This is a genomic window from Streptomyces mauvecolor (assembly GCF_039532965.1).
Lineage (GTDB): Bacteria > Actinomycetota > Actinomycetes > Streptomycetales > Streptomycetaceae > Streptomyces > Streptomyces violascens.
On record NZ_BAAASQ010000009.1, the window covers coordinates 383,223 to 406,917 of the forward strand.

Sequence of the window (23,695 nt, forward strand, 5' to 3'; positions counted from 1 at the left end):
TCGGTCGGCCTTCCTCGTCTTCCCCCGGTCTCCGCATCCTGGACCGGGTACCGGGGTCCCGCCCCGGGAAACACCCTTTCCGCGCCGTTCGGCGAACGCGCACGTTTGGCCCCGCAGGGTCCGGGCAGGCGAACCTCGTGCTTCGGACCGGAGGCACGTCCGTGGGAGCGGCTGTCCGCTCCGGGCGTGCCACGCTGCCCGGCCGGGCTCCCTCGGTGACAACCATCCGCCGCACCGTTTCAGGGAGCTGGATCGCATATGCGTACCAACACCACGGCGAAGCACAAGCACCCGCACGACGACGCACCCAGGACCGCCGCCGCCTTCGAGCGGCTCGCAGCACTGCCCGAGGGGCCCGAACGGGACGCCCTGCGCCAGGACCTCGTCCGCGCCTGGCTGCCCATGTCCGAGCGGCTAGCGGGACGTTTCCGCAACCGGGGCGAGGCCCTTGAGGACCTCCGTCAGGTCGCGGCCCTCGGCCTGGTCAAGGCCGTCGACCGGTACGACCCCTCCCGCGGCGCCGCGTTCGAGAGCTACGCCGTGCCGACAATCACGGGCGAGATCAAGCGCCACTTCCGCGACCACATGTGGACGCTCCATGTGCCGCGCCGCGTCCAGGACTTGAGGAGCCGGGTGCGGGTCGCGAGCCAGGAACTCGCGGCGAGCGCCGGGTCCCCCCGGCCGACCGTGGCGGAGCTCGCCGCGCACACCGGGATGACCGAGGAAGAGGTCAAGGCCGGCCTTGAGGCCATCGACAGCTTCAGCGCGCTCTCCCTCGACGCCGAACTCCCGGGCGGCGAGGACGGATACACCCTGAGCGACTCCCTGGGCAGCGCCGACCCGGCCCTCGACACCGTGATCGACCGCGAGGCGGTCAAGCCCGGCCTGAGCTGCTTGCCCGAGCGCGAACGGAAGATCCTCTACATGCGGTTCTTCCGGGACATGACCCAGAGCCGGATCGCCGAGGACCTCGGCATCTCGCAGATGCACGTGTCGCGGCTGATCACGCGCTGCTGCAGCCGTCTGCGGGACCAGGCCCTGCGGGATCCGCACGAAGATCACCGTCGGCCGTCGGGGCCGGCTGCCGCGGCTGCGCGGGACGAGGCCGCGGCGGGCGCGGATCCGCTGACGGGTGAGCGCTCCCGCTCGAAGCCGGACGAGCGGACGAGGGCGAAGCTGAGGGCGGCGGCTCCGCAGCGGGCGACGCGGCCGCGCAGGACTCCGCGGACGGATCAACTGCCGTGCAAGGAGCGGAATCTGTCGGCTCGTCAGGAACGCGGTCAGGAGCCGGACGCCGCATAGCGAGCGCGATGTGGCGGGACATCACGTCCATGGCCTGTCCCTCCGCCATCGAGAAGGGGCGGGCCGCTCGGGTGCGGAACAGGGTGAGCACCCCCGTCACCGGCCCCGGCGCGCCCAGCGGCACACACATCAGCGACGACACCTCGGCGCGGGCGAGCACCGGGGTGCCCGAGGGGTCGCGGCCGAAGCCCTCGATGTCCTCGGGCTGCACCTGGAGCGCCCCGTTCCCGGCCCGTGCCGCCTCCAGGACCAACGGGCAGCTCGCCGGGTCCTGGCCGGCCACCGCGTGCAGGAGCGGGGCCGCGGCCGGGTCCGGCGGGCCGAGGGCCACCGTGCGCCGCAGCGCGCCGTCGACGAGGTCGGCCACGATCCAGTCGGCGAACCGCCCGCAGAGCACGCGCGCGGCCGCGGAGAGCACCGACTCCCTTTCCCCGGGCGGCAGTTGGAGCAGGGTGGACGCCATGAGGTCGACCAGGTCCATGAGCTCGGCGTGCCGGGTCGTCTCGGTGAGGTCGGGGACCTCCGGCGGCGGGGGAGCGGCGGCCGAGCCCCGGGCGCTGCCCGCCTGGAACACCACCAGCACCGCGGGCTGCGGCTCGTCCGGCGGGCGCAGTGCCGTCAGGGTCGCCAGCAGGGGCTCCTCCGGGCGCTGTTGGAGACGGACGGTGAGCCCGCGGTCGCCCTCGCCCCGGGCCACCGCGGCGGCCTGCGAGCGGAACGCCGCCCGGTCGCCCGGCGTGAGCAGCGCGGCGAGCGGCCGCCCGGTGGCGTACCCGGCGCGCACCCCGGTGAGGCCGGTCGCCGCGAAGTTCAGCCGGCGTACGACGGTCTCGCGGTCGACCAGAGCGACCGGCAGCGGAAGCCGCTGGAACAGGGCCTTGAGGAGCTGCCGTTCCTGCCGCTCTACGGGCGAGGGCGCCCCGGCGGCGGCCAGGATCTGCTCGTAGCGCGGCCACAACTGCTCGGCCACGTGCTGGAGTTCGAACAGCGCCGCGTCCAGAACCGTCAACTGCTCACCGACCGGGCGGGCGCGCGCGGTGCGCAGCTCGCCCACCCGTCTGACGAAATCCGCCAGTTCCTCGCCGAAGTCGTCCTCGGTCTGCGTCATGGGAGAAAGCTAACCCGTCGGACCGGTGCCGGGAGCCCTGCCGTTTCGGGGGTCCCGGACCGGGAAGCCGCAGGACGAGGAGGTCTTTCCGATGCTGCCCGAGCCGGAACACCAGGAACCCGAGACGACCAGCACCGCCCGGCGGCTCTCCCTGCTCGCCGAACAGTCCGTGCGCTGTGCACCGGCCTGCTGCGGGGCGGTCGCGACGATAACGGACAGCGGGCCCGAACGCCGTGTCACCGCCACCCACCCCGACCTCGCGTCGCTCGCCTCCGTCCAGCTCGCCTGCGGCGACGGGCCGATCCCGAGCGCGCTGGACGCGGGGGAACCCGTGGACACCGAGGACCTGTTGACGGAGGACCGCTGGCCCGGCTATCGCGCCCTCGCCCTCGAATCGGGCGTACGCTCCTGCGTCACCCTCCCCTTCCGCAGGTCCGGAATCGAGGTCACGGTCAGCCTCTACGGCTACCGCCCCGGCTCCCTGGAACACCTCGTGTGCGGCCCGGTGGGCATCCTGGCCAAGGAGACCACCACCGGCCTGCTCCGCGACCGCCGCTACCGCGCGGCGCTCGCCGAGGTCGAACAACTGGAGACGGCCCTGCGCTCCCGCCCGGTCATCGACCAGGCGAGCGGCATCGTGATGCACGTCCTGGCCTGCGAGGCGAACACCGCCTTCGGCATCCTGCGCACCATCTCGCAGCGCACCAACCGCAAACTCGCCGACGTCGCCGAGGCGGTCGTCCGCGCGAAGGGCCGAGGCCTGGAATCCGAACTCTCGGCCCTGGCGGGCGACGGCTGACCCGCACAGCCCCTCCCGGCCGCCCGCACAAGCGGCGCCCCGGCCCAAACCTCCGTATAAAGGCATGAAAGGCATGGCCCGTGCCGGACAGGGCCCGAGGAGGAACGGGATGCAGGGGACGGTCGGTGAAGGGCGCGGGCCCGTGCGGTACGGGCCGCCCGCGCCCGGGTCCGGGCTGCCCGTGCTTCCCGAGCTCGCCGCGGTGCTCGCGGGCGGCGCGGGGCGCACCGAAGCCGAGCCGCCCGGCGGCGGGGCCGCACTGCGCGAGGCGGCCTGCGGGTACTGGCTGCGGCGCGGGCTGCCCACCGCGCCGGAGCGGGTCGTCGCCGCGCCCGGCGCCCAGGCGCTCCTGATCGCGCTGCTCGGTGCGTACGGGGGTGACGTGCTCATGCCCCGGCCTTGCCCGGCGTGGTGGACCCCGCAGGCGCGGCTGCTCGGGCGGCCCGCCTACCACGTGCCCACCCCGGCCGAGTGCGGTGGCGTGCCCGATCCCTACGCCCTGCTCGAAACCGTTCGCCGGGTGCGGGCCGAGGGCGGCCGGCCCCGGCTGCTGCTGCTCTGCGTCGCCGACGATCCCACCGCGACCGTGGCGCCGCCCGAGACCGTACGGGAGGCCTGCGAGGCGGCCGTCGGCGAGGGGCTGCACATCGTCAGCGACGAGACCTGGCGGGACACCGTGCACCGCCCGCACGAGACAGTGCCGATCAGCCCCGCCGAGATGTGCCCCGGCGAGGTGACCGTCCTGGCCGATCTCGGCGGTGCCTTCACCCCGCCCGGCTGGCCCGCCGCCGTCGCCCGCTTCCCCGACACCGCGGCCGACGTCCCGCGCCGGGCCCGCTGCCTGGACATCCTCGCCGCGCTCGGCGCGGCCGTGGCCGCGCCCATCGCCGCGGCCGCCGCCCTCGCCCTCACCGAACCGGCCCCCGTCGTCGAGCGCACCCGCCGGGCCGCCGCCCTGCACGCCCGTGTCGCGGCCGCCGCCCACCACGCCGTGCTCGACGCCGGCGCCATGGCCCGGCTCCCGCAGGCCGGCCGCCATCTCTACGCCGACCTCGGCCCGTTCCGCACCCGCCTCGCGGCCCAGGGCGTCACCGACTCCATGGAACTGGAGGACTACCTCACCGCCCGCCTCGCCGCCCCCGCCCCCGGCGGCCACCGCTTCGGCGACGAACTCGGCGCCCTGCGCGTCCGCCTCGCCACCGGACCGCTGCTCGGCTCGACGGACGAGCAGCGCCTGGACGCCCTCGACGCGGCCGACCCCCTCCAACTCCCGCACGTACACGAGGAGTTGAGCCGCTTCGCATCGGTGCTCGCCGAACTGCGCTGACCCTCCGGGACGTCCGCACCGACATGCCGGCGAAGGTGTGAGAGCGCCCTTTGGCACCCCTCAGCCGCCCGAGCCGCCCTCAGCCATCCGTCCCCGCCGCACCCGCCGCCACCCCGCGGGCGCGCCGCTGATCAGCAGGGTCAGGGCGACGGCCACCACCACGCCCTTCCACGGCTCGTCGAAGAGGGAGCCGCCGAGGATGCCGATCAGGCCGTACGCACCCGCCCAGGCGAGGCACGCCGGGATGTCGCCGCGTACGAACGTCCGCAGCGGCATCCGGCCGAGCAGGCAGGCCAGCATCACCGGGATCCGCCCGGCCGGCACCAGGCGGGACAGGACGAGCACGACCACCCCGTGGTCGTTGAGCTTGCGCCGGGCCTGCTCCAGGTGGTCCGGCGCCGCCCGGCCGCGCAGCGCCGCGAGCCACCGCGAGCCGTTCTTGGAGCGCACCCCGCGCTGCCCGAGCCAGTACAGCGCGACATCGCCCAGGAACGCGGCCAGCGCGCCCACCCCGAACACGAGCAGCAGCGAGAACCAGGCGGTCTGGTGGAAGGCCACCACCGCGGCCGTCGACACCAGCGCCCCCGTGGGCACCACCGGCACCAGCGCCCCCAGGATCACGAGCACGAACAGGGTCGGGTAGCCGACGGCCTGCTGGGTCGTCTCCGGCGTCACCGCCGAGGCCATCTCCAGCATCCGGCCCGCGACAGCCGCCCGGCCCGCGATCACTGCCCGGCCTCCAGTCGTACGCTCTCGCCGTGCCCGAGCCGGTGCACGGCCGCCTTCGGGGCGAGCCGGGCCGCATGCCGTACGAACTCCTCGCCCGGGGCGTGGAACTCGTGCGGCCGCACGCCGTCCATGCCGATCGGCCAGTACGTCCCGTAGTGCACCGGCACCGCCGAGAGCGCTCCCAGAACGGCCAGCGCCTGGGCCGCGCGCCCCGCGTCGAGATGGCCGAGCCCCAGGCGCGGACCCCAGCCGCCGACCGGGAGCAGCGCGACATCCACCGGCCCCACGGCGTCCGCCATGTCCTCGAACAGGCCGGTGTCCCCGGCGAAGTAGGTGCGGGCCCCGCCCTCGACGACGTAGCCGAGCGCGGGGGAGCGGTGCGGTCCCATCGGCAGCCTGCGCCCGTCGTGCCGGGCGGGCACGGCCCGTACCCGCAGGGCCCCGACCTCGACGGTGTCGCCGGCCCGCACCTCGGTGATGCGCAGGCCGAGCCTGCCGAGCCCCGGCACGGCTCGCGAGGCCCCGGCCGGCGCGATCAGCCGGGTGCCGGGCGCGAGCCGCGCGAGCGAGGGCACGTGCAGATGGTCCGCGTGCAGATGCGAGACGAGCACCGCGTCCGCCACCGCCGCCTCGGGCGGCGGCAGCGCGCCCCGGCGCCGCCGCAGATGCGCGAGTCGGCGCGCGAAGAGCGGATCGGTCAGCAGCCGCACTCCGGACTCCTCGATCGTGCAGGTGGCATGACCCCACCAGGTGACCTCCACCGGCACGACATCCTCTCCCCGGCTCGACGATGGTTGATGACGAGCCTAAATCTCCACGCGCGCAAACCACGGGTCGCGGGGTAGGCATCCCGCACCAGAGGGGAGGCGCGCCGTGACCATGCACGCCGAGCAGTGTCCGCGCTGCGGAGGAGTCCTTGCGGTGAGCCAGGACGGCTGGAAGATCTGCCACTCCTGCGGCTACTCCTCACCGCCGTGAACGGGGAGTAGGGTCGGCCCCGACAGCTCATGCAGGGGGACGGTATGGACGACGTACGTGTGGCCGCGATCGCCAGCCTGACCCCGCTCGAAGAACTCGATCTCGATCCCTTCCTGGTGGACACCCGCAGCCAGCACGAGATGTGCGCGAAGTGGGCCGCGGGGCGCGGCTACGTAGTCACCAGGCAGTTGCTTTTCTACGGTCTGCGTCCGGACCACGTCGGCCTCTGGGCGGATGTGGACGCGGGCCTCGTCGACGTGTTCGTCGCGCCCAACGAGCGTGTTCTGGCAAGGGCGTTGACGTCCGTGCCGGACTTCTCCGCCGAGTGCGCGCGGCGCGGTGTGCGGCTGGAGACGGCCGGGCTCGACGAGCCCGCCTACGACGCCACGAAGAAGGCTCGCATCCACCGCCGCCTCTCGATGCCCACCGCCGGATACGACGGCTGCTGAGGGCCGCTGCCCGCACGACGCCACGGGCCCTTTGCACCCTTATGGCAGGGTGGAGAGGGAACGGCAAGGCGAAAGGCGGGCGGCGTGGGGCGATGGCGGACGACGGGCAGCGCCCTGCTGCGGGTGATCGTCGTGTGGGTCGTCTCGACGCTCACCATGATGCTGCTCGCGGGCATCCTGCCCGACTTCAAGCTCACCTCCGACAACGGCGACAGCATCACCCGGGTCGCGCTCACCGCGGCCTGGGGAGCGGGCGCGTTCGGCCTGCTCGGCGCGCTGGTGTGGCCCCTGGTGGTGCGGGCGTTCCTGCTGGTGCCCGCGCTCGTCCTCGGCCTGCTGGTGTTCTTCCTGAACGGCTCGCTCCTGCTGATCGCGCTCCGCCTGATCCCGACCGGCCGGGGCGCGGCCGAGCCCGAGACCGCGGTGATCGTCGCCGCCGTGATGTCGGCGGTGGCCTCGGCGACCTCGACCGCGCTGGCCGTACGCGACGACGACGCCTACCGGCGCCGCCTCTCCCGGCTCGCCGACCGCCGCCGGCGCAGACGCGGCGAAGGCCCGGTGCCGCGGCCGCCGGGCATCGTCTTCCTCCAGCTCGACGGCGTCGGCGAACGTGTGCTGCGCGACGCCGTCGACGCGGGCCTCATGCCCACCGTCGCCACCTGGCTGAAGGGCACGCACCGGCTCACCCCGTGGCGTACCGACTGGTCGAGCCAGACCGGCGCCAGCCAGCTCGGCATCCTGCACGGCTCGACCTTCGACGTGCCGGCCTTCCGCTGGTACGAGAAGGAGAGCGGCGAGGTCATGGTCTCCAACCGGCCCGCCTCCGCCGTCGAACTGCAGCGCCGGGCCGTCGAGCGCACCGGCGACGGAGGGCTTCTCACTCTCGACGGAGCCAGCCGCGGCAACCTGTTCTCGGGCGGCGCCGACCAGGTCGCCCTGGTCCTGACCGTGGCCGCCCGGCGCGGCCGCCGCAATCGCTCCCGCGCCGGATACTTCGCCTACTTCTCCGACCCCGCCAACGCGGTCCGCACCGCGCTCTCGTTCGTCGCCGAGGCCGGCCGCGAGATCGCCCAGTCGACCCGGGCCAGGATCCGCAAGGAGACCCCGCGCATCAAACGCGGCGGCCTCTACCCCTTCATCCGCGCCTTCGCGACGGTCGTGGAGCGGGACGTGGTCGTCGCCGCCGTCATGGGCGACATGCTCGCCGGGCGCACCGCCGTCTACGCCGACCTCGTCGCCTACGACGAGGTCGCCCACCACTCGGGACCGCGGGGCAGGGACACCGATCAGGTCCTCGGGCGCCTGGACCGTTCCCTCGCCCTGATCGCGGGCGCCGCCCAGCACGCCCCGCGCGGCTACCGGATCGTGCTCCTGTCCGACCACGGCCAGAGCCCCGGCGAGACCTTCGAGGGCGCGTACGGACTGACCCTGAAGGATCTCGTACGGGCCGGCTGCGGGCTGCCCGTGCCGCGCCGGGCCCGCCGCACCCGCAGCGGCGCGGAGGCGAGATACGCGGTGCGGGTCGCGCTGCACCGCCCCGTCGAGGAGACGCTGGAAGAGGGGACGCACCGGCCGGGGCCCGGCTCCGATCCGGTCGTGCTCGCCTCCGGCAACCTCGGCCTGATCTCCTTCCCCGACACCCAGGGCCGCATGACCCGCGAGCAGATCGACCGCCGTCACCCGGCGCTCCTGCCGACCCTGGCGAGCCACCCCGGCATCGGCTTCCTCCTCGTACGCAGCCAGGAGCACGGAGCGGTGGTGCTCGGCGGTGGAGGCACCGAGGTGCCGTTGGCCCAACTCGTCGACGGGGAGGGCCCGTTGAAGGGGTTCGGGCGCGGTGCGGCCGACGCGGTGCGCCGCACGGACACCTTCCCGCACACCGCCGACATCATGGTCAACTCGATGTACGACCCGGCCACCGGCCAGGTGCACGCCTTCGAGGAGCAGATCGGCTCGCACGGCGGACTCGGCGGCGAGCAGTCCCACCCGTTCCTGCTCTCCCCGCTCGACCTCACCGAACCGGTGCCACGCGGCGGGGAACTCGTCGGCGCGGAACAGGTGCACCACGTCCTGCGCCGCTGGCTGCGCGAGGGCCAGGGTCCGCAGGTCCCGGTGGGTGCCGAGGCTCTGGCCGGGGTGGAGAAATCGCCGTCGACAGACCGACCGGAAGGATCATTTCCGGTTGGCGGCCTCGCCCGACAGGACAAAACCAGCTGATTTTGTGCGGTGCCCCACGTACCCGACCATGGTCAGGTTTGTCCCGTACGAGAGGCGCCCCCACCCACCATGACCATGCAAGAAACCCAGAGCAAGCACGCCCGGCAATTCGGCCTGCCGGTCGCGACCGCCCTGGTCATGGGCAACATCATCGGCGGCGGAATCTTCCTGCTGCCCGCCTCGGTCGCCCCGTTCGGCACGATCAGCCTGGTCGCGTTCGCCGTCCTCACCGCCGGTGCGATCGCGCTCGCCCTCGTCTTCGGCCGGCTCGCCGAGCGCCACCCGCAGACCGGCGGCCCGTACGTGTACGCCCGCGAGGCCTTCGGCGACTTCGCCGGGTTCCTGGCCGCCTGGTCCTACTGGATCACCACCTGGGTCTCGAACGCGGCCCTCGCGGTCGCCGCCGTCGGCTACCTCGACGTGCTCATACCCGTCCACGCGTCCAAGGCGGCGACCATCACCGCGGCCCTGCTGCTCCAGTGGCTCCCGGCCCTCGCCAACCTCGCGGGCACCCGGTACGTGGGCGCGGTCCAACTCGTGGCCACCGTCCTGAAGTTCGCCCCGCTGCTCCTGGTCGCCGTCGGCGGCCTCTTCTTCTTCGACCCCGCCAACCTCGGCCCCTTCCAGGCCGGTGGCCAGTCCGGGCTCGGCGCGATATCCGCCTCCGCCGCGATCCTGCTGTTCAGCTACCTCGGCGTCGAGTCCGCCGCCGTCAGCGCGGGCGAGGTCCGCGACCCGCGCCGCAACGTCGGCCGCGCCACCATCCTGGGCACCATGGGCGCCGCCGTGATCTACCTCCTGGGCACGCTCTCCGTCTTCGGCACCGTCCCGCACGACAGGCTCGTCAGCTCCACCGCCCCCTTCACGGACGCCGTGAACTCCATGTTCGGCGGCACCTGGGGCGGCACCGCGGTCGCCCTCGCCGCCCTCGTCTCCATGGTCGGCGCCCTCAACGGCTGGACCCTGCTGAGCGCCCAGACCCCGTACGCCGCCGCCCGGGACGGCCTCTTCCCGCAGGTGTTCGGGAAGAAGAAGCGCGGCGTCCCGACGGTGGGTGTCCTGGTCACCGCCGTCCTCGCCTCGCTCCTGACGGTCTACAACTACACGGCCGGATCCAAGGGCGTCTTCGAGATCCTGGTCCTGGTGACCACGTTCACGGCGACCGTGCCCTACCTCCTGTCGACCGCCGCGCAGATCTACTTCCTCGCCTCCGGCCAGGGGGAGCGCGTGCACCGTTCCCGCCTGGTCCGCGACGCGGTCCTGGCCGTGCTCGCCTTCGGCTTCTCGATGTGGCTGGTGGCCGGTTCCGGGTACGAGGCGGTCTACCAGGGCGTGCTGTTCCTCTTCGCGGGCGTCCTCGTGTACGCGTGGATGGCGGCGCGCAAGCAGCACGCCCAGGAGAGGACCGCCGCCTGACGTGTTGTTCGCCACCTCGGGCGCCGCGTGGAGGCCAAGGAGGCGTCAGGGTTCGGGCCATTCAGGACGTACTGCCGGTAGCGGGTTGCGTACGAGTGGATCATGTGTGGTGGGATGAGGTGATGCGAACCCCCACACGCATGCACGCTCGCTACCGCAACCCCTACGACGAACTCGCGGCCCTGGCCGACCCCGAGCCCGACCCCCACCCGGCCGAGGAGCCCTGGACCGACCCCGGTTACGCCACCGAGGAGATACCGGAAGCGATACCGGCCGAGGCGCCCTCGGGCCTGGTGGACGCCGACCCCGACCACGGCTTCTGGTCCCGGCCGCAGCGCCGCCGCGCCCGGCGCCGCCGCCGGAGCCGGGGCAGCCTCCTAGCGGCCGTGCCCCGCGCGGGCAAACTGCTCGTCGCCCTGGTGGTGGGCGCCGGATTCCTCGTCCTCGCGGACCGCTGCGCGGCGATGTACGCCGAGAAGAAGGCGCAGCAGGCGATCCAGAACGACCTCCATCTCGCCGCCGCGCCCCAGGTGGACATCCACGGCTTCCCCTTCCTCACCCAGGTCCTGGACAAGCACCTGGAACGCGTGGACGTCACCGTGCCCCACGTGCCCGCCGACCGCGTGTCCCTCGCGAAAGTGCAGGCCAGCGCGCGCAGCATCGAGCTGACGGGCCATCTGCCGAGCGACATCAGCGGCGCGGTCGTCGGCAACCTGAACGGTGAGATCACCCTCTCCTTCGACGACCTCAACCGCGAACTCGCCGCATCCCAGGTCAAGTTCAGCCGCCGCGGCGACAACTCGGTGGGTGCCGACGGCAAGTTGAGCATCGCCGGGCAGGAGCTGCACGTCAGCGCGGAGGCCCAGCTGCGCCTCGTCAGCAGCCAGGGCCTGTCCACCGACATCGACGGCATGAGCCTCGACATGCCCGGCATCGCCACCTACCGCCCGGGCCGCGACCGGGGCCTGACCCTGCACCGCGAGACCGCCGAACTCATCAGCCGGGACACGGCCCGGGTGAAGGCGCTCCTTTCGGTACCGGCGGTGGTGAAGCGGCTCGGAGTGCCGGACAAGGACGTGGAGCTGGCGCTGAAGAACGAGGCGAAGCTCCACGAACTGGTGGGCACCCCCCGTTTCATCGACCAGCTGATGCGGGTCAACCTCGTGGACGTGGTGGCGGACCACCCCTGGCTCCTCTCCAAGGTGGGCATCGACCCGAAGCTGATCACCGGCCTGATAGCGATGCGCCCGCCGGAGCTCTCCGACCGCCTGTCCTTCTCGTTCACGCTGCCGAAGGAGGCGAGGGACCTGCAACTGCGCGGCGTACACGTCGAGAAGAACGGCATCGTGGCGACGGTCTCGGGGATGGGGCTCGCGGTGGGCAAGGGCCACTGACGCCGTCGCGCAGGCACCGATACCCTGCGCGCCATGATCAACTCATCTGGACGTTCCGGCGACGCCGAGGTCGCCACGGCAGCGGCAGCCGCCGGCGCGGACGTGGTGCGCACCCTGTACGGGCAGCGGCTCGCCCGCATCGACAAGGGTGCCGGGGACTTCGCCACCGCCGCCGATGTGGCGGCGGAGAAGGCGATCCTCGACGTCATCGGCGCCGCCCGCCCCGACGACGCGGTGCTCGGCGAGGAGGGCGGGCGGCAAGGGGGCGCCGACGCGGAGCGCCAGTGGCTGGTGGATCCCTTGTGCGGCACGCTGAACTACGCCGTGGCCAGCATGCTCGTGGCCGTCAATGTGGCGCTGCGCGACGGGGCGGCGGCGGTGGCCGACCCGTTCGGCGGCGAGGTCTTCTGCACCGACGGGGAGACGGCCTCGGTACGGAGTGAGGGGGCCGATGCTCCCTTGGTGCCCACGCCCGCCACGCGCCTGGTGGACGTCAACCTGGATCCGCCGTTCCCGAACGCGCCCGGGTTCCGTGCCACCGACCTCCTTGCCCACCCCGGCTTCGTCGCCCGGTTCCGGCCGAGGGTGGTGTCCACGACACTGGCGCTGGCCTGGGTCGCGGCCGGCAAGCGAGCCGCGTATGTCACCGACGGCGGTGATCTCTCGGACAGCGTGCACTTCGCCGCCGGTATCGCCCTGTGCCGGGCGGCCGGCTGTGTGGTCACGGGCATCGACGGCGCCCCGGTCGGCCCGCGGGGCCGCGGCCTCGTGGCGGCGGCCGATGCGGAGACCCACGAGTTGCTGATGGCGATGATCCGCAGCCGGGGGTAGCGATGTGTGCCGTCCGCCGAGGCGGCCATGCGGCGCGTGGAGGGGCCGGGGCACGCGGACCGGCGCCGCCAACGCCCCTGTCCGCCCCCGGCCCGGCCCGCGTCTGGGGGTGCGAACCCGGGCGAATGCGCGGATGCTGGGTGTGCCAGCATCCGCAAGGAGGCAGATATGTCGATGCTCGACAAGCTCAAGGGCCTGCTCAAGGGCCACGAGGACACCGCGCGGCAGGGCGTGGAAAAGGCGGGCGACGCCTTCGACGCCAAGACCGGCAACAAGTACCAGAGCCAGGTCGACATGGCCCAGCAGAAGATCAACGAGCAGCTGGGCACCCAGGAGCGGCCGCAGGACCCCCCTCCGCAGAGCTAGATCCCCAGAGGCGGATCCCCGGAGCGACATCCCGGACGGGAACCCGAGAGCTGGATCCCGCACGGCCGTGACCACGACTCCGCCCTCACCGGTTCTCCGAGGACCGGGGGCGAGGGCGGGTACGTGGTGTTCGGCGGGCGACCGGGCTCCCTGTGCCGGTTCGGAGTGATATGTCAAGAGGAGTCACCCGGTAGAGCGGATCTGCCGGGCTTTCGGCACGTAACGGGCATAGCTGGGCAGAGCTGTCCTCGTGCCGTCCGCCTCCCTCGCCGCCCTGCGCCGCACCCTCGTGGTGCTGTCGGTGCTCTGCGCGCTGTTCGGGGCGGTGCCCGGAGTGCCGGCGTGCGAGGGGCGGACGGTGGACGCGGCCGCGGTGTCGGCGGCCCCCGAGCCGTCCGACGAGGGCGTCCAGGACGCGGCCGACGCGGTACTTCCCGTACAGCCGGTCCGGCTTGCGCGGCCGGTCCGCCCGCCGGTGTTCGACATGCCGCGGCCGGAATCCGTGTCGCCGCCCTCCGCTTCGTACGACCACGCCCGTCGGCCTGCTGAGGCGACGGGCGTTCGCTGTGTGGTGCTGCGCTGCTGACCGTTCCGCACGGAACCGGATCAGTCAGTCGACTCCCTTACGCAGCAAGGTGGTTCAGCCATGCCCATCGATCCGTTCGCGGCGCTCAACGCCATGATCCGAGCCGAGGCCGCCCGTGTCCGGCCCGCCGGGACCGGTACGCCGAAGAAGGGAATGAAGAAGACCGAGGGACAGGAGGAGCGCCCGAAGGAGGAGCGCCCAACGCGCTAGAACCCGAGGTGGGCGCCCGGATTCTCCCGGGCGCCCACCGCCATCAGCACTCGAAGTCCCGCCCCGCGCCCGGATCGGGGCCGTACGGCGGAACGGCCGCGCGTACGGGGTGTGGTGTCCCTGATCCGGGTCAGACCGCGTCGCGCACGTGGACGTGCCCGTCCCTGGGGTAGGGCGGGTAGGCGGGCAGGATCCGGTCGAGGCGGTAGCCGGTCTCCTCGGCGACGCGGCACGAGGCGAGGTTGTCGATCTGGTGGATCAGTTGGAGGCGGCGAAGACCGTCGCCCGCGAAGGCGTCGAAGGCCCACGTCGAGAGCGCTTCCAGGGCGCGCGGGGCCACCCCCTGGCCGCGGGCGTGGGCCAAGGTCCAGTAGCCGACCTCGCCGATTTCGCGGCCGTCGTCGCCCCACCTGAGGGAGACGTCGCACAACAACGTGCCGTATCCACCGTCGAGTTGAGCCTCGCAGACCGCGAAGCTGAACTGCTTTCCGGTCTCTCCGCCCTCCCACTGCCGCTCCAGCCACCGCAGCGCGTCCTCGGAGGTCTTCATGGGGCTGGTCGTCCAGCGGGCTATGTCGGGGTCGCTGTAGGCCTCGATCACCGCATCGGCGTCGTCCGGCAGCCAGGGCCGCAGCACAAGCCCGCCCGCCGTCGCCGTCGCCTCCACCCGCAGAGTCACCGTCATCCCTGTCCTCCTCGAAAACGCGGTCCGTTGCGCCTGCCGCATGCGTAAGAGTACGGAGGCGGGGCGAGCGGCATCCGAAGGGGGCCGATCCTCCCAACTGGCTCGCCAGAGGTGATTGTTGAGCAACTGTCCGGCTCGCCGATGCGGACGGCGTCAGTCCGCGAGGAGTTCCGCGACGGCCCGCGCCGTCCACGGGCCCGCCGCGCCCGGGCAGTCCGCCAAGTAGGCGGTGACCACGTCCTCGTCCCAAATACCCGCTTCCAGCAGCCCCCTGGCCAGGTGCCCGAGGTAGGCGGCCGAGGGCGCCGTCCAGGCGACCTCGGCCATCCGCCAGGGGGCGGTGAACGTGAGGACGGGCCGGCCGTCGAGCCGGCCCGTACAGATCAGGGTTTCGTACCGCCCGTCGCCCAGCACCGCCCGTCCCGTGCTCAGCACCTCGCCGAGGTCGAGGTCCGCGCCGGGGGCCCGGTACATCTCCTGCGCCGCGATGTCGGCGAACTGGCCCGCCGAGACCAGGTGGGCGCGGCCGAGCACGTGGCCGTCCGCGTCGGGATCGTAGAAGGCCCGGCCGCCCCGCCAGACCGGCGACCGGGTCGCGAAGTAGAGCGCCCCGCGGAGCTCCACCGGCGCGGACGCGGCGGGCGGCCGACGGTCCCGGCACCCCGGGTGCGTCCGGGCCGCGCCCGGCGGCCGGCCGCCCTCGATGTAGTGGGCGAGCCGGTCGCGAAGCATGTTGGAGCCGTACGAGGCGTACCAGACCATCCCGTCCGGCCCGTGCACGGCCGAGCTGTCGCCCACCACATCAACCTCCATTACCTGTGCGGTAATCGCGCCCCTCGCCGTCCCCCGGCAGAGTTGGGGACATCGGGACCCGGGCGGCGCACTCCGGCCGGGTCCCGGGATTCTGACTAGGCGTCACATACTTCACGGAGGCTGATTTCCATGTCCGAGAACCGCTACGAGACCGCCGTCGCCCGCTACTTCGAGGCGTGGAACGCCGGCTCGGCCGAGGGTATCGCCAAGGCCGTCGCCGCGGCGTGGACCGAGGACGGGTCCTACACCGACCCGCTCGCGGAGGTCGCCGGCCGCGAAGCGGTCGCAGCCGTGATCGCCGGAGCGCACGCCCAGTTCCCGGGGTTCGAGTTCCGGCTGCTCGGCGCGGTCGACGGTCACCACGACGTCGCCCGCTTCGGGTGGGAGCTGGTGTCGGTCGCCGACGGCTCGGCCCCGGTCGCCGGGTTCGACGTGATCGCCCTCGCCGAGGACGGCCGCATCCGCTCCGTCGCCGGGTTCCTGGACCGCGTACCGGCTACGGCATGAGGGACTGAAGGTACTTCGCCGTTTCCGGGTCGGCCGGCAGGAACGTCTCGATGGCCAGCTCGGAGACGGTGACGTCCATCGGCGTGTTGAACGTGGCGATGGTCGATATGAAGGACAGGACCGTCCCCGCGTGCTCGATGCGCAGCGGCAGCGCGAAGGGGAACACCGGGTGGGCTCCGGTGTCGCCGGGCTCCGCGCCGGCCGGCACGGGGTGGGCCGCGACCTCCTCGTACAGCGCGCGCAGGGTGTCGCTGCGCAGCAGCGCGATCTGCCGTTCCATCTGTTCCAGGAGGTGGCCGCGCCACTGCGCCAGGTTGCGGATGCGCGGGGCGAGGCCCTCGGGGTGGAGGGTGAGCCGCATCGCGTTCACCGGCGGTGTCAGCAGATGCCCGGCCACACCTTCGAGCAGCATCTCTATGCCCCGGTTCGCGGCGAGCACCGTGTATGTCGCGTCGACCATCAGCGCGGGGTAGGGGTCGTACGCCTGGAGCAGCCGCTCCATCCCCTCGCGCAGGGAGCTCATCGACGGGTCGTCGAGCGGAGTCTGTGCGTAGTGCGGGGCGTAACCGGCCGCCAGGAGCAGGGCGTTGCGCTCGCGGACCGGCACGTCCAGGTGCTCGGCGAGGCGCAGGACCATCTCCTCGCTCGGCCGGGACCTGCCGGTCTCGATGAAGCTGATGTGCCGGGCCGACGAGTCGGCGCGCAGCGCGAGCTCCAGCTGGCTGATCCGGCGCTGCTCGCGCCAGCCGCGCAGCATCGGCCCTACTCCCGTTTCCAGTGCGGCAGTTGTCATAGCTCAGACATTAACCCGCGCCTGTGACAACGCCTCCGAGCGGCCCGCATCCTGTCCCTTGCGGCGGCGCCGGAGTACCCAGGCCGCGAGGACCGCGCCCGCCGCGACCCCGTACGCCGTCGTCGGTACGGGAAAGTCCGGCGCGGCCGGAGTCGTCACATACGCGGCCGCCCCCGCAGCGGCGACGGTGAGCCACTCCCACCGCCCGTCGAGCGCCACGAGGGCGACCAGGAGCAGCGCGTACCAGGAGTAGCCCGGCGTGAGCAGCAGGAAGGACCAGCCGAGCAGCAACAGACCGCCCGACCAGGGGCGTTCGGGGTTTCCGCGGCGCATCACGTACGCGGTCACCGCGATCAGGACGGCGAGTGCGACCGGCAGCGACCAGTTGTCGGGCAGCACCAGGCGGAGCAGAGCGAAACGGCCCCGCGCGGAAGGATCGTCGTACCCCTCCTCCTCGGTGTATCCGCCGAGGTAGCCGAACACCGAGGAGTGGGAGGTGAGCGCGTACGGGAGGTAGGAGAGCGCGATCATGCCTGCCGTCGACAAGAGTACGGTGACCGGCCGCCGGCGCAGGACCGCGGGCAGGACCACGGCGGGCAGTAGCTTGACCGCGACGCCCGCGCCGATCAGTGCCCCGCCCGCTGCGGCACGCAGCCGCCCGATCGCGGGACGTCCCGTCAGCGCGCCGAGCCCCACGACGGTCAACAGCACGGCCAGGACGTCGATATGGGCGTTGTTGACCGCCTCCAGAGGCACGGCCGGACACCACGCCCAGTACGCGACGGCCGGCACCGGGCCCGAAGCCCCGTCCGGGCCGCGCCGCCGCACGATCCTCATGAGCCCCAGTGTGGTACCCACCGCGAACAGCGCGCCGCCGGTCTGCAACGGCTTCAGGCGGGCGGAACGGGGCGCGATCTCATCCACCACCAGGTAGTACGCCTCGGCGACGGGCGGGTAAATGGTGTGGACGGACGGCCTGTTGAGCAGGGTGCAGCCGCCGTCCACCGGGGCGTGGTCCGGCAGCGCGCACTGCGCCGGATCCGTCGGGAACAGCCAGCGGTCGCGCAGTCCGGCCAGCTCGCGGTCGGCCGGAGCGTGGTCGTACGGGGAGATCCCGGCCGCCTGCACCCGGCCGTCCCAGGCGTACCGGTAGGCGTCCGTGCTCGTGCGCGGGGGAGCGAGGAGGCCGGTCGCGGCCACGGCGATCCCGCCCGCGACGATCAGCGCGGCCTGGTGGCGGACCGGCACCCTGCGCACCGACCAGGCAGCCGCGGCGAACAGCAGCCAGGCCGCCGCGTACCACCAGGAGAGCCCGCCCGGGTCGGTGGCATAGCCGTCGCGGAGGACGGTGAGGGCGATGACGACGGTCAGCGCGGCGAGCAGGGCGGCGGTGCATGCGGTACGTCCATGGGTCACCCCGCGAGCCTCGCACCTTCGCACCGCTGCGGACGGCAGGCCGCCCCCGCCGTCCGCGAACCGTAAGGTTCTGCCGGGCGCGCGGGGGCGGATTACTCGGCTACCGGATTACTGCCAGCCGCCGTAGGGAACGGTCAGCAGTTCCAGCCAGTGCCCCGACGGGTCGGGGAAATAGACCCCGCGGCCGCCGTCGTTGTGATTGATCTCGTTGGGGTGCTGGCGGTGCGGATCCGCGAAGAACGGAAGCTTCAGATCCGTGATCTTCTGGAATGCCGCATCGAATTCTTCCTCGGACACGAGGAATGCGTAATGCTGCGCGGGGATATCGGTGCCCTCGGGCACCGTGGCGAAGTCGAGAGTGACGCCGTTGCTGGTCGTGACGGGGATGAAAGGTCCCCATTCCTTGCCGACCTCAAGGCCGAGCATGTCGCCGAGGAATTCGGCGGACACCCGGTTGTCGTGGGAAGCGACGATGGTGTGATTCAACTGTACTGACACGGTGGAATGCCTCCAACAGGCATCTCACAGACACCTCCATGTCTCACCCGGCCGGTGACCGACACGCGATGCTGCCCAAAGATCCTAACCACATGCCCGGGCCCCTGTCACGGTATTGATTGCGTCATCGCATTCCCGCACCGGACGGCGGCGTTCGCGAACCGTAAGGTGTTCAGCCGTCCCGAACGGGGGTCTGCCGGGGTGGGATGGGAGGCATGAAGCCACGACTTCCCGCAGTGCGGCCGCCCGTCTTCAAGGGCCGACTGCACGACGCACGTACGGCGACCTCCATCGGCCGCCTGCTGGGTGTCGCGATCGCGATCTGCTTCGGCACGGGACTGATCAGCCACTACCTCCAGCACCCGCCCGGATGGCTGGCGGACTACTTGCCCAGCAGGCCCAGCTGGGGCTACCGGCTCACCCAGGGCCTGCACGTCGCGTCCGGCATCGCCGCGATCCCGCTGCTGCTCGCCAAGCTGTGGACGGTGTACCCGAGGCTGTTCGCGTGGCCGCCGGTGCGGTCCGTACGCCATGCGCTGGAGCGCCTCTCGGTCGCGGTCCTCGTCGCCGGCGCTGTCTTCGAGCTCCTCACGGGACTGCTGAACACGGTGCAGTGGTACCCGTGGCCGTTCAGCTTCGTCCCCGTGCATTTCGCCGTGGCGTGGCTGCTCGCCGGAGCGCTGACGCTCCATGTGGCCGTCAAGTACCCGGAAATCAAAGAGCATTGGAGCCGGAAGTCGACCGGCACTCTGGCACTGCCCGCAGCCGACGGACCCGACCGGCGCTCCTTCCTGACCGGTGTGACGGCTGCCGTCGGCGCGGTCACCCTCACCACCGTCGGCCAGTCCTTCACCCCGTTGAAGTCCTTCGACGTCCTCGCGCCGCGCCACCCCGACCACGGGCCCCAGAGCCTCCCCGTCAACAAGACCGCGGCGGCCGCCGGAGTGGGCCGAGTCGACGCATCCACCTACCTGTTGACGGTGGACGGCCCCCGCCCCTACACCCTCACCCTCGCCGAACTGTCCGCGCTCGCCCGGCACGCATCCGTCCTGCCCATCGCCTGCGTCGAAGGCTGGAGCAAGTCCGCGCGCTGGACCGGCGTACGCATGACCGACCTGCTGCGCCGGGCCGGCGCGCCGCCGGACGCACGGGTGCGGGTCACCTCGCTGGAGAAGTACGGCTCGTACCGGGTGATGGAGATGGGCCGCGAGTACGCCCACGATCCGCTCACGCTGCTCGCCCTCACGCTCAACGGGCAGACCCTCACGCCCGACCACGGCTACCCCGCCCGCATCATCGCGCCGAACCGCCCCGGCGTGCTGCAGACGAAGTGGGTCACCCGCCTGGAGGTGCTGTGATGCGCACGGCGGTGGGTGCGGCGGGAGTCGCGCTGATGGCGTTCGGCGCACTGTTGCTGTGGGGCCAGAGCACCCACTGGGACGTGCTGATCTGGCTGGCCGGGGCCGTCGTCCTGCACGACGGGGTGATCGCGCCGCTGGTCCTCGGCGTGGGGTTCCTGGTCGGCGGCCTGAAGCACCGCGGCCTGGTGCGCGGCGCCCTGCTGGCCGCGGGCTGCCTCACCCTGGTCGCCCTCCCGGTGCTGCTCCGCCCCCTCCCGACGGCCAACTCCTCGGTGCTGCCGCTGGATTACGTACGGGGTCTGCTGATCTCCCTCGCGGCGGTGGCCGTGCTGGCGGTGCTGCTGGGCGCGGGGCGCTGGGCCTGGGGGAGGGCGAACAGGGCGGACGATCCGGAGAGCCGATGACGATCCGGAGGGCTGACGCGGGAACGGGGGGTTCTCCGCCGTTCCCGGTCCCCTCGGTCAGTCCCCCGCCGCCCGCATCGGCTCCGCCGCCTCCCACACGCTCTGGAACGCGAGGCGCAGGCAGGCCGCGAGTGCCGGATGCTCGATGTACAGGGCGGTCGTCGAGCCCGTCCCCGCCACCGGATCCGGCATGTCGCACAGCACCAGAGAGGCGTCCGCGATGACCAGTTTGAGCGGCAGCCGCTGGGTGAAGCGGGCCTCCTCGCCCGCCTCGGCGAAGCGCCGCACGTTCTCCAGGACCTCCTCGTCGGCCAGCGCGTCGTGCGTGTACACCGCCCGCACCGTGCCCTTGGCCCGCCGAAGCCGCCTGGTCGCCTTGATCCCGGACGTGTTGGCGGCCGGGGCCACGAACGGCGGCATGCAGAACGTGAGCAGCTCGGAGTCGGCCTGCTCCTGGATGTCCGCGAAGCGCTCGGCGATCTGCCGCTGGTCGCGCAGCACCTCGATGTAGTCGAGCGGATCGGTGTGCGCCCGCCCGTCCGCCCACAGCGGGAGCAGGAGCGAAGTGAGACCCGTCGACACCTTCTCCAGGCGTTCCAGAGACTCCCTCTGACGGTTCATCAGGCGCGTCACGGCGAGCTCCGGGGCGACCGCGGCGAACGTGGCGACGCGCCCGCGGTGGGCCACCGCGAGCTGGGCGCGGACCAGGCCGTCGAGGACGTCGTAGATGCGCTGCCGGGGCACCTCGGCCTCCCGTGCCACCTGCGCCGCGGTGTAGGAGTCGCGCCGGACGAGAGCGAGGTAGACGCGTGCCTCGTAGCGGGAGAGGCCCAGCTCGACCAGGTCGCTGACCGACCCCTCATCCGGCTCCATGCGCATCCCCGTCCGACTCCATGTACGTCCTCCTCGGCTCCGCTGCCCGCCACCGTATACACGTACACCCGGCTCTGAGCAGCCCTGTGATCCTTTGGGAATTCCCCGGCGGGCGCGATCGGTGATCCATCCCTTTTCGAGGGCAAGGCTTTGCCTGGGGCTTGCCAAAGGCTGTTGTCGGCCCCGTCGGCCGTCGCTACCTTCATCCCTGCCACCACTTGAGCGGGTGGCAGTTTTCGCGAGGTGCCACTGTCATGCACTGATCAGGCTAGGCCGCACTCGCCGATCACGTGCACCCACGTACTGCCGAACGTGCCGCACGTACCGCCGATCGCACACATGCATCGCCGCTCGCAGCGCACCCCCGCGGCACACGCAGCACACGTACCGCTGGACGTGCCGCACACGCACCGCCGATCACCCCGCACGGACACCGCCGAACGTTCGCACATGTTCTGCCGCACGCGCCGGATCCGCCCTGCCGCTCACCGAGCTCCATCCCCGCACCTCCGCTCGCCCCGATCCGGCGAACCGACCCCCCATGGAGGGCAGTTCCTTGTACTCGAAGAGACCCTTCGGCCTCCCCGGATTCACCCGTCGGGCTGCCACCGCCGCGCTGTCCGCGGCGGCCCTGGTCACCGGTGGACTCATCGCCGTGGCCCCGTCCGTAAGTGCCGCCACTCAGGCCGACAGTGCTCAGCCCGCCAACACCCAGCGGCTGTGCGCCCAGCCGACCAAGGCGGGCGTGATGTCCTGCCTGGCCCTGGCCCGCACCGATGTGCAGCACCACCTCGGCATATCCACGGCCGCCGCCCCCTCCGGCTACGGCCCCAGCGACCTGCAGAGCGCCTACGCCCTGCCGTCGAACGCGGGCGCCGGTACCACCGTGGCCATCGTGGACGCCCAGGACGACCCCAACGCCGAGTCGGACCTGGCCACCTACCGCTCGCAGTACGGACTGCCCGCCTGCACCACCGCCAACGGCTGCTTCAAGAAGGTCGACCAGAACGGCGGCACCAACTACCCGACCGCGGACTCGGGTTGGGCCGGCGAGATCTCGCTCGACGTCGACATGGTCAGCGCCGTCTGCCCGCAGTGCCACATCCTGCTCGTCGAGGCCAACTCGGCGACCATGGAGGACCTCGGCGCTTCCGTGAACCGCGCGGTCACCATGGGCGCCAAGTACGTCTCCAACAGCTACGGCGGCAGCGAGGACTCCACCGACCCCAGCTCCGACGCCTCCTACTTCAACCACCCCGGCGTCGCCATCACCGTCTCCTCCGGTGACAGCGGCTACGGCGTCGAGTACCCGGCCGCCTCCCAGTACGTGACCTCCGTGGGCGGCACCTCGCTCAGCCGCGCGAGCAACAGCCGCGGCTGGTCCGAGTCGGTCTGGGGCACCAGCTCCGGCGGCCAGGGCGCGGGCTCGGGCTGCTCGGCCTACGACCCGAAGCCGTCCTGGCAGACGGACACCGGCTGCGCCAAGCGCACCGTCGCCGACGTCTCCGCGGTCGCCGACCCCGCCACCGGCCTCGCGGTGTACGACAGTTACCAGGCCAGCGGCTGGAACGTGTACGGCGGCACCAGCGCCTCCTCGCCCATCATCGCGAGCGTGTACGCCCTCGCCGGCACCCCCGCCGCGGGCACCAACCCGGCGTCCTACCCGTACGCCCACACCGGCTCGCTGAACGACGTCACCTCCGGCGCCAACGGCAGCTGCAGCCCCGCCTACCTGTGCAAGGCAGGCGCCGGCTACGACGGCCCGACCGGCCTCGGCACCCCGAACGGCACCGCGGCCTTCACCGGCGGCACCAGCACCGGCAACACCGTCTCGGTGACCAACCCGGGCAATCAGTCGACGCAGGTCAACACGGCGGCCTCGCTCCAGATCCACGCCACCGACTCCGACAGCGGCCAGTCGCTGACCTACAGCGCCACCGGTCTCCCGGCCGGCCTGTCCATCAACGCCTCGACCGGCCTGATCTCCGGCACCCCGACCACCGTCGGGTCCTCCAGCGTGACGGTGACCGCCAAGGACACCACCAACGCCAGCGGTTCGACGTCCTTCACCTGGAACGTCACCTCCACGGGCGGCAACTGCACCCCGGCCCAGCTGCTCGGCAACCCCGGCTTCGAGACCGGCAGCGCCGCACCCTGGTCGGCGACCGCGGGCGTCATCGACAACTCCAGCGGCGAGGCCGCGCACTCCGGCTCGTGGAAGGCCTGGCTCGACGGCTACGGCACCAGCCACACCGACTCGCTCTCCCAGTCGGTGAGCATCCCGGCCGGCTGCCACGCCACCCTCACCTACTACCTGCACATCGACACCAAGGAGACGACCGGCTCCACCGCCTACGACAAGCTGACGGTGACCGCCGGTTCGACCACTCTGGCGAGCTACTCCAACCTCAACAAGAACACCGGCTTCGCGCAGAAGTCCTTCGACCTCTCCTCGTTCGCGGGGCAGACGGTGACCCTCAAGTTCAACGGTGTGGAGGACAGCAGCCTGGCCACGTCGTTCGTCGTCGACGACACAGCGGTCAACGTGAGCTGACCTGAGCACGCGAAGGGCGGGGCGGGGTTCATCCCCTGCCCCGCCCTTCGGCGCGTCCCCGTCCTCCTCCACTCGGGCG

General features: G+C 72.3%; 24 protein-coding genes and 1 pseudogene. 16 read left to right on the top strand and 9 right to left on the bottom strand.

Annotated elements, in window-relative coordinates:
• Positions 1-258 precede the first annotated feature (258 nt).
• A pseudogene (locus tag ABD346_RS14265) lies at positions 259-1,047 on the top strand (RNA polymerase sigma factor SigF); the annotation flags it as partial.
• Here the strand turns inward: ABD346_RS14265 and ABD346_RS14270 are convergent.
• Positions 1,004-2,410: a PAS domain-containing protein gene (locus tag ABD346_RS14270; protein WP_344374980.1), complete on the bottom strand. Its 1,407-nt coding sequence runs from the start codon at positions 2,408-2,410 to the stop codon at positions 1,004-1,006. The pseudogene ABD346_RS14265 and the gene ABD346_RS14270 overlap by 44 nt on opposite strands.
• A gap of 91 nt (positions 2,411-2,501) precedes the next feature.
• On the opposite strand from ABD346_RS14270, the gene ABD346_RS14275 reads away from it, so the two are divergent.
• Positions 2,502-3,209: an ANTAR domain-containing response regulator gene (locus ABD346_RS14275; RefSeq protein WP_344374981.1), complete on the top strand. Its 708-nt coding sequence runs from the start codon at positions 2,502-2,504 to the stop codon at positions 3,207-3,209.
• Positions 3,210-3,318: 109 nt separating this feature from the next.
• Positions 3,319-4,536: an aminotransferase class I/II-fold pyridoxal phosphate-dependent enzyme gene (locus tag ABD346_RS14280; protein ID WP_344374982.1), complete on the top strand. Its 1,218-nt coding sequence runs from the start codon at positions 3,319-3,321 to the stop codon at positions 4,534-4,536.
• Between the two features lie 60 nt (positions 4,537-4,596).
• Here ABD346_RS14280 and ABD346_RS14285 read toward each other — a convergent pair whose 3' ends face one another.
• Positions 4,597-5,232 (bottom strand): DedA family protein, encoded by a 636-nt coding sequence (locus tag ABD346_RS14285; RefSeq protein WP_344375147.1) that lies wholly within the window; start codon positions 5,230-5,232, stop codon positions 4,597-4,599.
• A gap of 29 nt (positions 5,233-5,261) precedes the next feature.
• Positions 5,262-6,032 (bottom strand): MBL fold metallo-hydrolase, encoded by a 771-nt coding sequence (locus ABD346_RS14290; protein WP_344374983.1) that lies wholly within the window; start codon positions 6,030-6,032, stop codon positions 5,262-5,264.
• A 106-nt stretch (positions 6,033-6,138) separates the two neighbouring features.
• Here ABD346_RS14290 and ABD346_RS14295 point away from each other — a divergent pair, with 106 nt between their 5' ends.
• The 9 genes from ABD346_RS14295 to ABD346_RS14335 all read left to right on the top strand — a co-directional run bounded on the left by ABD346_RS14295 (position 6,139) and on the right by ABD346_RS14335 (position 13,712).
• A complete protein-coding gene (locus ABD346_RS14295; protein ID WP_308433936.1) occupies positions 6,139-6,243 on the top strand; it encodes an NADH pyrophosphatase zinc ribbon domain-containing protein in 105 nt (34 codons plus the stop codon).
• Positions 6,244-6,287: 44 nt separating this feature from the next.
• Positions 6,288-6,692 carry a hypothetical protein gene (locus tag ABD346_RS14300; RefSeq protein ID WP_344374986.1) on the top strand — a complete coding sequence of 135 codons (405 nt, stop codon included), beginning with the start codon at positions 6,288-6,290 and terminating at the stop codon, positions 6,690-6,692.
• A gap of 156 nt (positions 6,693-6,848) precedes the next feature.
• Complete coding sequence (locus ABD346_RS14305; protein ID WP_381230144.1) at positions 6,849-8,909, top strand: alkaline phosphatase family protein; 2,061 nt, start codon at positions 6,849-6,851, stop codon at positions 8,907-8,909.
• Between the two features lie 69 nt (positions 8,910-8,978).
• A complete protein-coding gene (locus ABD346_RS14310) occupies positions 8,979-10,325 on the top strand; it encodes an amino acid permease (RefSeq protein WP_344374989.1) in 1,347 nt (448 codons plus the stop codon).
• Positions 10,326-10,447: 122 nt separating this feature from the next.
• A complete protein-coding gene (locus tag ABD346_RS14315; protein WP_344374990.1) occupies positions 10,448-11,719 on the top strand; it encodes an LmeA family phospholipid-binding protein in 1,272 nt (423 codons plus the stop codon).
• A 33-nt stretch (positions 11,720-11,752) separates the two neighbouring features.
• A complete protein-coding gene (locus tag ABD346_RS14320; RefSeq protein WP_344374992.1) occupies positions 11,753-12,550 on the top strand; it encodes an inositol monophosphatase family protein in 798 nt (265 codons plus the stop codon).
• 168 nt (positions 12,551-12,718) lie between these two features.
• Complete coding sequence (locus ABD346_RS14325; protein WP_344374993.1) at positions 12,719-12,916, top strand: antitoxin; 198 nt, start codon at positions 12,719-12,721, stop codon at positions 12,914-12,916.
• A gap of 250 nt (positions 12,917-13,166) precedes the next feature.
• Complete coding sequence (locus ABD346_RS14330; RefSeq protein WP_344374995.1) at positions 13,167-13,502, top strand: hypothetical protein; 336 nt, start codon at positions 13,167-13,169, stop codon at positions 13,500-13,502.
• Positions 13,503-13,562: 60 nt separating this feature from the next.
• The gene (locus ABD346_RS14335; protein ID WP_344374996.1) at positions 13,563-13,712 is read left to right on the top strand and encodes a hypothetical protein; all 150 of its coding nucleotides are present in this window, start codon (positions 13,563-13,565) and stop codon (positions 13,710-13,712) included.
• A 130-nt stretch (positions 13,713-13,842) separates the two neighbouring features.
• Here the strand turns inward: ABD346_RS14335 and ABD346_RS14340 are convergent, their stop codons facing one another.
• Entirely contained in the window at positions 13,843-14,397 is a 555-nt protein-coding gene (locus ABD346_RS14340) for a GNAT family N-acetyltransferase (RefSeq protein WP_344374997.1), read from the bottom strand.
• A gap of 153 nt (positions 14,398-14,550) precedes the next feature.
• The gene (locus ABD346_RS14345) at positions 14,551-15,210 is read right to left on the bottom strand and encodes a histone deacetylase (RefSeq protein WP_344374999.1); all 660 of its coding nucleotides are present in this window, start codon (positions 15,208-15,210) and stop codon (positions 14,551-14,553) included.
• A 129-nt stretch (positions 15,211-15,339) separates the two neighbouring features.
• On the opposite strand from ABD346_RS14345, the gene ABD346_RS14350 reads away from it, so the two are divergent.
• A complete protein-coding gene (locus tag ABD346_RS14350) occupies positions 15,340-15,717 on the top strand; it encodes a nuclear transport factor 2 family protein (protein ID WP_381229885.1) in 378 nt (125 codons plus the stop codon).
• Here ABD346_RS14350 and ABD346_RS14355 read toward each other — a convergent pair.
• The 3 genes from ABD346_RS14355 to ABD346_RS14365 form a co-directional block, all read right to left on the bottom strand.
• Complete coding sequence (locus ABD346_RS14355) at positions 15,707-16,510, bottom strand: helix-turn-helix domain-containing protein (RefSeq protein WP_344375000.1); 804 nt, start codon at positions 16,508-16,510, stop codon at positions 15,707-15,709. The two genes, ABD346_RS14350 and ABD346_RS14355, sit on opposite strands and share 11 nt — an antisense overlap.
• A 3-nt stretch (positions 16,511-16,513) precedes the next feature.
• Positions 16,514-17,926 (bottom strand): glycosyltransferase family 87 protein, encoded by a 1,413-nt coding sequence (locus ABD346_RS14360; RefSeq protein WP_344375001.1) that lies wholly within the window; start codon positions 17,924-17,926, stop codon positions 16,514-16,516.
• 108 nt (positions 17,927-18,034) lie between these two features.
• Positions 18,035-18,424 (bottom strand): VOC family protein, encoded by a 390-nt coding sequence (locus ABD346_RS14365; protein WP_344375003.1) that lies wholly within the window; start codon positions 18,422-18,424, stop codon positions 18,035-18,037.
• Between the two features lie 206 nt (positions 18,425-18,630).
• Between ABD346_RS14365 and ABD346_RS14370 the strand changes: the two genes are divergently transcribed.
• Positions 18,631-19,782, top strand: coding sequence for a molybdopterin-dependent oxidoreductase (locus ABD346_RS14370; RefSeq protein ID WP_381229880.1), 1,152 nt, complete (start codon positions 18,631-18,633; stop codon positions 19,780-19,782).
• Positions 19,782-20,189, top strand: a complete 408-nt coding sequence (locus tag ABD346_RS14375; protein ID WP_344375005.1) for a hypothetical protein — start codon at positions 19,782-19,784, stop codon at positions 20,187-20,189. Before ABD346_RS14370 ends, ABD346_RS14375 begins: the two co-directional genes overlap by 1 nt.
• A gap of 57 nt (positions 20,190-20,246) precedes the next feature.
• Here ABD346_RS14375 and ABD346_RS14380 read toward each other — a convergent pair whose 3' ends face one another.
• Entirely contained in the window at positions 20,247-21,062 is an 816-nt protein-coding gene (locus ABD346_RS14380; RefSeq protein WP_344375007.1) for a TrmB family transcriptional regulator, read from the bottom strand.
• A 556-nt stretch (positions 21,063-21,618) separates the two neighbouring features.
• Between ABD346_RS14380 and ABD346_RS14385 the strand changes: the two genes are divergently transcribed.
• Positions 21,619-23,616 (top strand): putative Ig domain-containing protein, encoded by a 1,998-nt coding sequence (locus tag ABD346_RS14385; RefSeq protein WP_344375008.1) that lies wholly within the window; start codon positions 21,619-21,621, stop codon positions 23,614-23,616.
• The last annotated feature ends 79 nt before the right edge of the window (positions 23,617-23,695 follow it).